Annotated in this window: 10 protein-coding genes and 1 tRNA gene; 8 read left to right on the top strand and 3 right to left on the bottom strand. The window is 68.6% G+C overall.

Annotation, left to right across the window (positions count from 1 at the left end; translation table 11 throughout):
• The first annotated feature begins 17 nt into the window (after nt 1-17).
• On the top strand, nt 18-863 hold the full coding sequence (locus VFW71_07495) for a DNA-formamidopyrimidine glycosylase family protein (protein ID HEU5002604.1): 846 nt from the start codon (nt 18-20) through the stop codon (nt 861-863).
• 629 nt (nt 864-1,492) lie between these two features.
• Here the strand turns inward: VFW71_07495 and VFW71_07490 are convergent.
• From VFW71_07490 to VFW71_07480, 3 genes are all read right to left on the bottom strand, one after another.
• Nucleotides 1,493-2,494 carry an IS110 family transposase gene (locus tag VFW71_07490; protein ID HEU5002603.1) on the bottom strand — a complete coding sequence of 334 codons (1,002 nt, stop codon included), beginning with the start codon at nt 2,492-2,494 and terminating at the stop codon, nt 1,493-1,495.
• Between the two features lie 129 nt (nt 2,495-2,623).
• Nucleotides 2,624-4,966: a penicillin acylase family protein gene (locus VFW71_07485; GenBank protein ID HEU5002602.1), complete on the bottom strand. Its 2,343-nt coding sequence runs from the start codon at nt 4,964-4,966 to the stop codon at nt 2,624-2,626.
• Between the two features lie 67 nt (nt 4,967-5,033).
• Nucleotides 5,034-5,918, bottom strand: a complete 885-nt coding sequence (locus VFW71_07480) for an NAD(P)-dependent oxidoreductase (GenBank protein HEU5002601.1) — start codon at nt 5,916-5,918, stop codon at nt 5,034-5,036.
• A gap of 65 nt (nt 5,919-5,983) precedes the next feature.
• On the opposite strand from VFW71_07480, the gene VFW71_07475 reads away from it, so the two are divergent.
• The 7 genes from VFW71_07475 (at nt 5,984) to VFW71_07445 (ending at nt 10,410) form a co-directional block, all read left to right on the top strand.
• Entirely contained in the window at nt 5,984-6,385 is a 402-nt protein-coding gene (locus VFW71_07475) for a response regulator (protein HEU5002600.1), read from the top strand.
• A gap of 149 nt (nt 6,386-6,534) precedes the next feature.
• A complete protein-coding gene (locus VFW71_07470) occupies nt 6,535-7,707 on the top strand; it encodes a hypothetical protein (protein HEU5002599.1) in 1,173 nt (390 codons plus the stop codon).
• Nucleotides 7,708-7,740: 33 nt separating this feature from the next.
• Nucleotides 7,741-7,817, top strand: a tRNA-Leu gene (locus tag VFW71_07465).
• 1 nt (nt 7,818) lies between these two features.
• Nucleotides 7,819-8,130: a hypothetical protein gene (locus VFW71_07460; GenBank protein ID HEU5002598.1), complete on the top strand. Its 312-nt coding sequence runs from the start codon at nt 7,819-7,821 to the stop codon at nt 8,128-8,130.
• A 338-nt stretch (nt 8,131-8,468) separates the two neighbouring features.
• A complete protein-coding gene (locus tag VFW71_07455; GenBank protein ID HEU5002597.1) occupies nt 8,469-8,903 on the top strand; it encodes a hypothetical protein in 435 nt (144 codons plus the stop codon).
• Between the two features lie 653 nt (nt 8,904-9,556).
• A complete protein-coding gene (locus tag VFW71_07450; GenBank protein HEU5002596.1) occupies nt 9,557-9,799 on the top strand; it encodes a helix-turn-helix transcriptional regulator in 243 nt (80 codons plus the stop codon).
• Nucleotides 9,800-9,924: 125 nt separating this feature from the next.
• Nucleotides 9,925-10,410 carry a helix-turn-helix domain-containing protein gene (locus tag VFW71_07445; protein HEU5002595.1) on the top strand — a complete coding sequence of 162 codons (486 nt, stop codon included), beginning with the start codon at nt 9,925-9,927 and terminating at the stop codon, nt 10,408-10,410.
• The last annotated feature ends 135 nt before the right edge of the window (nt 10,411-10,545 follow it).

Raw genomic sequence — 10,545 nt, 5'->3', positions numbered from 1 at the left:
CGACCCAACGGGCCACGATGCCGGAGCTCCCCGAGGTCGAGATCATGGTGCGCCGGCTCACCTCGCTGGTCGGGGGCGTCGCCGTGGACTCGTCCCTGGTGCGGGGCATCGGCACGCTCAAATCCTTCGACCCGCCGCTGAGCGACCTCCACGGGCGGGAGATCCTCGGCTTTAGCCGGCGCTCCAAGTTGTTGATCGCCGGCTTCGAGGGCGACCTCTCGCTGATCGTGCACCTGATGTCCGCCGGGCGCTGGCAGGTGTTCGACGCCCCGGCGACCCCCCGGGACAAGACCCTCCGGCTTTCCCTGCGCCTGGCGGACGGCCGGGACCTGCGCCTCCGGGAGTTCGGGACCAAGCAGTCGTCCTGGGCCAAGCTGGTCCGCACCCCTGCGCTGCTGGAGGAACCTGCGGTCGCCAAGCTCGGCCCCGAGGCCTGGCCCGACCCGCCCTCGCTGGGTCCGCTGCTGGCCGACGCCCGCCCGCTGCACTCGGCGCTGCGCGACCAGCACATCCTGGCCGGGATCGGGCGCTCGTGGGCGGATGAGATCCTGCACACCGCCCGGCTCTCGCCCTTCAAGCGGGGCAACACCCTCACCGACGAGGAGCTCGAGATCCTGCGGTCGGCGATCATCGGGCGCCTGGGGGCCGCCCTGGACCACTACGAGGCGGTGGTGGGACCGACGATCCCCGACAAGTTGCCGATGCCGCTGACGGTCCACGGCCGCCAGGGCCAGCCCTGCCCGCGATGCGGCACGACCCTGGAGGCGGTGTTCTTCGAGGACTACGTGGTGGCCTACTGCCCGGCGTGCCAGACCGGCGGGCGCCAGCTCAAGGACCGGCGGCTGTCGAAGCTGCTGAAGTAGGCGCGGCCGGCGGCCGGGAACAGCTCTTCGCGCACGGACCCACCCCCATCGTTCGGGTCCACGCATGCGGCCCCTCGGCTCAAGTCGGGGACTTTCGTCCCGGGTAGTGGGACACCTATGAGGGTCGGGCTGTCAAGCGGCGGTTTGCTTCGCCTTTGCCTTTCCCCTCCCGGACCAACCGAGGGCCGTCTGCGAAGCAGACCGAAGGCCCTTGACGGGTGAGAAGGCCCCCTGGCAAGCTGTCGGCGTCCGGCGGCGGGCACCTATGGTGACCGGAGACGGCGAATTTGGGGGGTCCAGGGGGGCGGAGGCTCGCCGGTCAAGGGCGGCCCGTCCTCTCGGCGGCGGACACCGGGGCGCGGTTGGCCTGGCCGTTTCGGGCGCGCCGGCGATGCCCCTATGGGCTCGCTATGGAGTTGTCGGTCGAAGGCGCTTCACTCAGCGGGACGCTCCAGCCCCGTTCTACGGAGCTGGTCTCGCACACACCTATTCGGGCCTCGCTGTCGCCGGCGAGGGTGCGCATGACGATGGATCCGGGCCTGGCTGCTCACTCAAATGTCGGGCCGTTTCTCAGGCCATGTCCCGTTTCGAGCTCGCCAGGTCGGAGGCCTTCTCCGAGATCGTTTGGGTCACCTGTCGGCCCCCGACGCCTCCAGGTCCTTCAGGATGTGGAAGCTGCTGGCGAGCAGCTTGCGGCTGAGGGCGACGGTCGCCACCGCCTTGCCCCGCCGCTGCTTGATCGCCTCGAAGCTGGCGGCGAAGGGCGGGAAGCGCCGGGCCTGGTAGCTGGCCTCGGTCAGTACGCAGCGCACCGAGCCCGGACCGGCCTTGGTGATGTGGCCGTGGCGCACCTTGCGGTCAGAGTTGCGCACAGCCGGGGTGAGCCCCGCCCAGGCACAGAGCTTGCGGGCGGTGGGGAAGCGGGAGATGTCGCCGATCTCCGACAGCAGGGTGACCGCCACGATCGGCCCCACCCCGGGCTGGGCACAGAGGGCCTTCACCCGGGGATCGGACTTGGCCCGGGCGTTAATCTCCGCCTCAAGCTCGGCGATCGGCCCGGCCAAGGAGGCGAGGATCGCCCGGTAGTGGTCGACCGCTTGGCGGTGCGCCGGGCGCAGGGGGACCGTCCCCAGCCACACCTCTCCCTGCTGGCTCCACAGCGACTCCTCCTCGGCCTTCAGGCCCTCGTCGGCCAGCACGCCGTGGATGCGGTTCTTCAGGCCGGTGCGGATCTTCACCAGGGCGGACCGGTGGCGCACCAGCACGCGCAGCTCACGAACTGCGATGGGGGCGATCCAGGCCTCGGGCAGGAAGTCGGTGCGCAGTAGCTGGGCGATGGTGCGGGCGTCGACCTTGTCGTTCTTCAGGCGGGCCGAGGCGATCGCCTTGCATTGCGAGGGGTTGACCATGTGGACGTCGAGCTCGCGCTCCTCGAGCAGGTCGGCCAGCCATCCCCAGCCGTAGGCTGCCTCGAAGGCGACCGGGGTGCCGGGATCCAGCTCGTCGAGGGCGTCCCGGAACTCCGGCGAGGCATTGTCGTAGTTGCGGTTGGACACTTCGATGCCCTGCTCATCAACTATGGCCACCTGGCTGCGGTAGCGGTGGACATCGATGCCGGTGTAAACCTTCATCTGGGCCTCCTCCCCCGAGCTCGAGCTGCGTACAACCGTGGAGCCTACGAAGCTCCCTGAGCAGGGGGTCGAGGCCCGACCCTCATATCCTCAAATGTCCACTACTTGCGCCCCGGGCCCGGACTACGGCTACGGCGTCAGGCGCAACGTCGCCACGGTCGCCGCCTCCACCGCGCCCCGCGAGAACGGGAGCACGTGGTACTCCCCCCGGCCCCACATGGGCAGGAGATCGTTGTAGTGCGGGCTCTCGGGGTTCTCGGACTGCCCCCCGGGCAGGGCCCCCAGCGACGCATCCCAGTTCGACAGGTCCAGGATCTGGCGCCACGACGGCACGATGGACACCTTGTAGCTCAGGTCGGGCTCGTGCAGCGACTGGCACACCGTCTGCTCGTTGCCCCCCATCTCCACGACGCCCGCGGTCAGCAGCTCCTCCAGGCCCGGCACCATGCCCAGCTGCCCGGCGAAGGTCGCCTTGTGCACCGCCCCCCAGCGCCACTGCGACATGTCCGGCCCCAGGCGCTCGGTGAGCTCGTCCAGGGCGTCGTCCAGCGCCGAGCACAGCACGGCATCCCGCCCTGCCACCCCGTCGGACCCGAACCAACGGGCGGTCGGGCTCGCCAGCATGTTCGGCAGGGCCAGGAACTCGAAGGCGTTCGACCACTGCCGCCGGGCGTGGAAGTGCGTGTACAGGTCCTTGCCCAGCCGGGGCAGCAGCACCCGCCGGGCGACGTGGTACAGCCAGGCCTCGTAGATGGCGGCGGACGCCGAGTCGACGGCCAGGTCGTGGTTCCACACCCGGAGCATCGCCAGTGCCCCCTGCTGGCGGGCCGAACTCGGCTCCACGGTCATGAGGTGCGGCATCACCTCGCGCACCGCGGGCGAGAGGGTGTCCATCTGGATGGCAGCGAACGAGGCTGCGGTGTGCTTGGGCGTGGCGCACAGCAGCTCGCCGATGCGCATCACCCGGAATGGCGGCAGGAAGTCCTTGGTGAGCAGGTGCGGGTACGAGTCGTGGTGCGCCTTGTTGTTGGCGTTGCACAGGAAGCCCTCGACCGGGTTGTACGCCCACGGCAACTCGTCATTGGGCACGTCGCCGACCCACTCGAACTGGTCGGTCCACCCCGGCACCGGCACCGTGCCGTCCCCGGAGCGCCGCACCGGGTGCCGCCCCCAGAGCTGGTAGCCGATGTTGCCGTCGACATCGCCGTACACCCAGTTGAGGGCCGGGCACTCCCAGCCCTGCAGCGCCGCCCGGAAGGAGGACCAGTCCCCGGCCTGGTTGACCCCGATGATGCATGACGGCCGCACGGTGGCCTGCTGGGCCACCCAGCGCAGGGCGTAGCTCTTCGTGATGCCCCCCTCGATGGAGGCCGGGTCGGCGATGCCGATCAGGTACGAGTCCAGGAGCGGCCCGTGGCGGGTCTCCTTCACCCGCAACACGTCGGGCTCGCCGTCCCGGATCTCGATGATCTCGTCCCGGACCGTCACCGGCTCCCAGCTGCCTTCGTATTCGACCGACCTGCCGTCGGGCGACAGGTGCTCCAGGTACAGGTCCGAGACGTCGGACTCGGTGTCGGTCACCCCCCAGGCGATGCGATCGTTGTGGCCGATGACGATCCCGGGCGTGAAGGGGAGCGACGCCCCGGCGGCGTGGAAGCCGGGCGCCGAGAGGTGGCACTGGTACCACATGACCGGGCACAGGATCGCCAGGTGGGGATCGTTGGCCAGCAACGGTTTCCCGGTGGCGCTGCGCTCCCCGGTCACCACCCAGTTGTTGGACCCCTGCCCGGAGGTCGGCAAGAAGGCCTGGGCGAGGAGTTCCGCCCGGGCCGGGTGGGTGCTCTTGCCCGCCTGGATGAGGGCGGGGATGTTCACGCAGTCAGGGAACAGGTCGAGCATGGCGTCGAGGCCCACCTTCTCCGCGATCTCCGCCCGGAGGAGCTCCGCATCCCAGTTCCGGGTGAGGGTGTAGCCCAGCAGCAGGGCGAACCCGGCAGTGGCCACCATGCCCTGCTCGGGGGTCGGGATCCACGGGTCGGCCTCCAGGATGGCGTACTCCACCGGCGGGGCCGGCATCTGCGAGCCCCAGGCGGCCACTCCCTCCCAGAAGGCACCGACGTACTCCAGGGAGGCGTCATCCCAGGCCGCCACGTGGCGGGCGGCGATGCCCGGCCAGCCGAGGGTGCGGATGAAGCGGTCGAGGGGCAGGGTGAGGGCCCCGATCATCGCCGAGAGCTGGCCGGTCGAGTAGCGCATGAGCAGCTCGATCTGGAAGTAGCGGTCGGAACCGGCCACGAAGCCCTGGGCGACGCACAGGTCCCGCATCGACGAGGCGTAGATGTGGGGCACGCCCCAGCGGTCCCGGTGGACCTCGACTGCTCCCTCCAGCCCGCCGATGCTGAGTTCGCCCTCGAGCGGGGGCAGGGCCTCCCGGGCCGCCTCCCGGAGCATCTCGACCACCTCGTCCGCCATCAACGCCTCCTCATGAATGGTCTCCGGCCGCCAACACTAGTGGGTTGGCGGGCCCCAGCGGCGTTCTCTACGGGAGGGAGGCGGGGCTACCGGTGATGCGGGCGACGACCGCCGAATAGTCCATCTCGCCGAGGCCCGCCGCCAGGGCGTCCTCGAACCAGGACCGGGCGGCCTCGACCAGGCGGAGGTCCAGGCCCGCAGCCGTTGCCGCGGCGCTGACCAGGGCGGCGTCCTTTACCGCCAGGGCGAGCTTGAAGTTGGGCGGGTAGCTCCCGCGCTCCACCAGCGCCCGCTTGCTGGCGGCGGTCACCCGGATCGGCGAGTCCACCAGCACGTCGAAAACCTGGTGGCGGTCCAGGCCGAGGCTCCCCGCCAGGGCGAGGGCCTCGCCCAGGGCCGACATGAGCGAGACCAGCGTGGAGTTGGCCACGAGCTTCATCGCCGCCCCCGACCCCAGCGGGCCGAAATGGGTGACCGTGCCCACGCACTCCAGGAGGGGCCGCCACCGCTCCACCTGGTCCGCCGGACCGCCGGCGAACACCTTCAGCGTGCCTTCCCGGGCCTGCGGCAGGCTCCCCAGCACCGGGGCGTCGATGACGTGGATGCCCCGCTGATCCAGGACCGCCGCTACCCGCTCGACGGCGTCCCGCCCCACGGTTGACATCTCGATCAAGGTCGTTCCCGGCGCCATCCCGCCGGCCAACCCGCCGTCCCCCAGGACGACGGCCTCCAGGGCGTCGGGATCGGCGAGCATCGTGATGGCGACTTCGGTGCCGTGGGCGGCATCGGCGGGCGTCCGGGCACGCTTCGCCCCCCGGGCCACGAGCGGATCGGTCCGCGCTTGCGTCCGGTTCCACACCGTCAGGGTGTGGCCCGCCTCCAGCATCCGCCCGGCCATCGCCGAGCCCATCTGGCCCAGGCCGCAGAACGTCACCCGATGGCTGGTGCTCACCGCCTCAGGCTACCCAGCCGGACCGCTGGACGTCGCGGACTAAGCAGTCCACACTAGTTCGGCCCATGCCTGCCGACGCCGGCGAGATCGGCCTCCCGGCCGGAGCCCGTGCCCTTGTGGTCGAGGACGACGAGCAGGTCGCCCTCATGCTGTGCTACCTGCTCGAGGAGCAGGGCCTGCACTGCACCGAGGTGGCCACCGCCGAGGAGGGCTGGCGCATCGTTGCGCAGGAGGCCCCCGACCTGGCCATCGTCGATCTCCGCCTCCCGGGCCGGGACGGCTGGTGGCTCGTCGAGCGCCTCCGGGAAGCGCCCGCCACCCGCCGCCTCCCCATCGTGGTGATCACCGGCTTCCTGGACCACGACGTCGAGGTCCGGGCGCAGCAGGACCGGTGCGAGTGCCTCGGCAAGCCCTTCGACTTCGCCGCACTTGCCGCTCGCATCCGGGCTGCGGCGGGCGCTCGATGAGAAAACCGTCACCTGCCTCGATTTGTTCTCCGTTCGGCCCCTCAATACCACGTGGCGGCTGTACAATCCGGCGTCCTCTCAGCCCGGTCGAGGCACGCCGGGTTCAGGGGTGCGTGGGGGGCAGAGCAATTTCACCGAATCAACAACCGTTGGACCAGCAACACGCACGGAAGGACCGGTCCCGCGCGGGGATCGCGGCCGAGCGCAGCTGGCTGGGTCTGCAAGCCATCACCCGGGCGGTGATCGCGGGCGGCACCATCGTGGTGCTCATGGGCGCATTCCTGGTCTTCGCCCGGGCGCACTCAGGCGTCAGCGCGGTGCGGGACGTGGCAGCGGGGGCGGGCGGATCGATCCTTGCCCCCCCTGCGATCACCGAGACCGCCTCGCCGCCGGCCGCCTCGGGCGCCCCCCAGGCCGCCGCTCCGAGCGCCGCCCCCGCCCCGGCCGCCCCCGCCCCGGCCGCCCCGCCGGCACCGGCCCCGCCGGACCGCCTGGTGGCCTACCGGGGCCTCGGCGCCTGGGTCAGCCTCTACGACTACGCCCTGGGCAACGCCTCGCTCAACCCTGCGCAGGCGGTCGATGCCATGGTGAGCCGCGGCGTCCAGACCCTGTACCTGCAGACCAGCCGCTGGAACCTTTCCCCGGCGGTCTATGACACCAAGGACGTCGGGGCCTTCATCGACGACGCCCACGCCCATGGCATCCAGGTGGTCGGCTGGTACCTCCCCGGCTTCGCCCCGGTGTCGGCCGACCTGGCCAACGCCCTGACCGACCTCCACTTCACGAGCCCCAAGGGGGGCCACTTTGACGGCCTGTCCCTCGACATCGAGGACTTCAGCGGCGTGGACAACAACCTCGGCGCCTTCGACTCGGGGATCGTCAGCCTCTCCCGCCAGCTGCGGGCGGCGGTGGGGCCCGACCAGGCGCTGGGAGCCATCGTCCCCGATGCGGTCAACGACCGGCGGGCTCCGGCCACCTGGGCGGGCTTCCCGTGGCCGGAGATCGGCCGGGACTACGACGTCGTGCTCCCCATGGGGTACTGGACGGTGACAAAGCCTTCCAGCAAGTGCGGCATCCAGTACGACGCCGGCGGCTACACCAAGGACATCTACCAGACCACCACGGCGTTGATGGGCGCCACCAAGGCCATGGTGATCGTGGGGGGGATCGGCGACTGCGACACCCTGGCCGAGGTGCAGGCCTACGCCCAGGCGGCGAAGAGCATCGGGCTGCTGGGGGCGAGCATCTACAGCTTCCAGACGGTGCAGCGCAACGCCCAGGCCGGGCCGATGTGGGAGGCGCTGCAGGCGGACCGGCGCTGAGTTAGCGCACGGGTCTGGCATTCTGGGGGCTCGGCCCCCGTACCCCAACGGTCAGAGGGGGGGAACTTAAAATTCCCTCAGTGTGGGTTCGAATCCCACCGGGGGCACCAGATGTTGCTCTTTCGAACCGACCGTAGACAAGACCTCGTCACCCCGGTCGCCTCCTTCGCTGCCGGGCTTTTGGGTATTATCTCGCATTCTGGCGATGAACTCTTTCGCTGCCAAGGTGGCGTAGGGCTCGGCCATCACGGCGTCAGCAACGCCATCGCTGGTGAGCAGGAGCTTGTTGAAGAAGTACTGATTCGAGCGGCGCCGGGCTTGGGGCCCGCCGCGAAGGTAGACAGCGTCGCAGTCACGCACCAGGGCCAGGGCGGCGTTGAGGTTGTCCTCGATGTGGGCGAAGATCGTCCGGGCAGCCTGTAGCACCCGTTCCGCCTCATCTAACTCCCGGTCGATGCGTTGGTGCTCCTCACGAGCCAGATCGCCTGGGATACTGCCGTCGACCACCCCGCGACCTAACCGCTTGCGCTGCGCCATCAGCTCCTCGACCTGGCGGCGGGCCCGGCCAAGCTCGGGCTCCGCCTGCGCTTGCTGGCGGCTGAGTTCGATCCGCAGACCCTCCCGGATAGTCGCCTGGACTTCCGGGCTCAAACGGACGGTGGCATAGAACCGCTCGACAGCCCGCTCGACGTCGGCCGCTGGGAGGTAAGGGAGACGACAGTCGGTCGGCGTTGGTGTCGGCCGAGACAGAAGAAGTAGTCATGCGCCCTGCCATCGCGCTGGGCTCTCGTGAAGCAAAGCCGTTGACCGCGGTGGGCGCACCAAATGGTGCCCTTGAGATGCTGGTTGTGAACACGTTGTGTTTCTCCCGCCTGGTAGCGGAGGTGCAACAAGTCTTGGACGGTGTCGAACAGGTTCTGGTCCACCAGCGCCTGGTGGCGACCCGGGTACTCCACGCCATTGAAGCTGATATAGCCGAGGTAGTACCGGTTGGAGAGCACGTGGCCAACTCGGCTTTTCCCGATCGGGTTGCCGCCACGCTTGCCGTGCGGCAGGGCGCGGTGGGTGACGGCGATGGAATGATGGGGCTAGGTGACAGCACCGGACTCGGCGATGGAGAAGGGCTAGGCGGTAGCGGACGCCGAGTTGGGCGCGGCGAAGGGCTTGGGCTGGGTGCTGGGGATCCACAAGGGTGATTAGCAATCACCATGTGAATTTGTGTCATCGCCTGCCCCCCCACAGTTCCCTGTGCACCAGTCGAGCACAAAATCGGAACCGGCTTAGCCGTCCCAAACGTGGCATCTACCTCTTGAATCGTCCAGCCAGATTCACCCGACCATTGCGCCGAAATAAAATTCGAGGCAATAAAAACGTGGGAAACCTCCACTCCTTGCTCCGTAAGAGCAAAGTTGCCGCAGTTACCCCCACAACCAATGGCGGCCGCTAGGCAAAACACCGACATCGCCGGACGAGTTGCCCGTATGAGTCCAGTCCCACTCGAAGCTGGAGGCGGACTGCCGAGGCAACGCCAGCGCAGGGGTGCTTAGTGACAACAGTGTGGCCAAAACGGCGGCGACAGCGATTGGCGGCCCAAACCCCTCGCGACGATATGGCCCCTGTACCTGGCTTCGGCCGAAGCTTCTCAGGTGCCTTCGATCGACTCGTCTCGTCTGGTTCATCTCTGGCCGCACCTAACCGAGCTGTGGAGGAACCGGGTTCGCCCTAAATACGCCGTTCCACCCCTATGGGGGAGCGAGGATACCAGAAGTAGGACGCAAAGGATTGGGACTTAGTTCCATAGGATACAGACGCTCTGGACGCATAGAGACGAGACGTATGGGGTTGGGCCATGCCCGAACCCTTGTCCCCGGCCACCCGAGTCCTCGGCCAGCGCGTCCGGGAACGACGCCAAGCGCTCGGACTCAGTCAGGAGGCGTTAGCGGACCGCGTTGGCGTTCACTGGACCTTCCTTGGCCAGGTCGAGCGGGGACGCCGGAACGTCAGTCTGCACAACCTGTTGAAGCTGGCGGTGGGTCTTGATGTTGACCCGGCGGAGCTAGTGCAGGGGCTGAAATCGCCGATGAAGGGTTAGGTGAGCCTGCTGCCTCCGCCACTAAGGCTTCCCTCGTACGTACCTGAGTCCCCTTCACAAACCCAGGCGCCACGAAGTATCGAAGGGCTGTTCTGGAGCCCTTGACAAGGAGCCAAACTGAGAGGGTGACCGATCAAGTCGACGCGGATGATGGCTGGGTATCAGCCACCACGGCCAGCCGTATCCTGCATGTGACCCCAAAGACCATCCGCCGGTACGCCGCCGCCGGCAAACTTCCGTACTTGAGGACCCTTGGTGGCTGGATCAAGGTGCGCAGCTCCGATCTCCGGATACTGTACGAAGCCTTGACAGAGACAGAGGGCCAGGACTTCGAGGCTCTGTTAGTTGATTCGCCGCGGTCGCCCCCGAAGAGTGATCGGCCCCGCGACTCGTCTGGACACGTGCGGCCCCAGCCTGTCTTGGGGCGAACCATGCCGAAACTGCGCTGGCGAGAAGACTCCTCAGGCCAATCCGTCGCAAGCAGTGGCCCCGGCTGGTCGGCCACTATCACCAGGGTGAATGGCGGATTCCGAGCGACGGTACGACTCGAGGGTGGCGAGCAGCTTCACTGGCCTAACCAACCGACGATTCCTCACGCACAGCTGTGTTAGCGGCCATGAAAAACTGCCCGTAGACGGCCACGAACCTGCCCGCTGGCGGCCACGAAAACTGCCCAGCGGTGGCCAGCAGATCTGCCCAACCGTCTGAGGTCCGTCCGAAATCCACCTTGAGGTCCCCTCCCGGGG

The sequence above is a fragment of the Actinomycetota bacterium genome, from assembly GCA_035765775.1.
Taxonomy (GTDB): domain Bacteria; phylum Actinomycetota; class CADDZG01; order JAHWKV01; family JAOPZY01; genus DASTWV01.
This window is presented reverse-complemented; position numbering and strand designations above follow the sequence as displayed.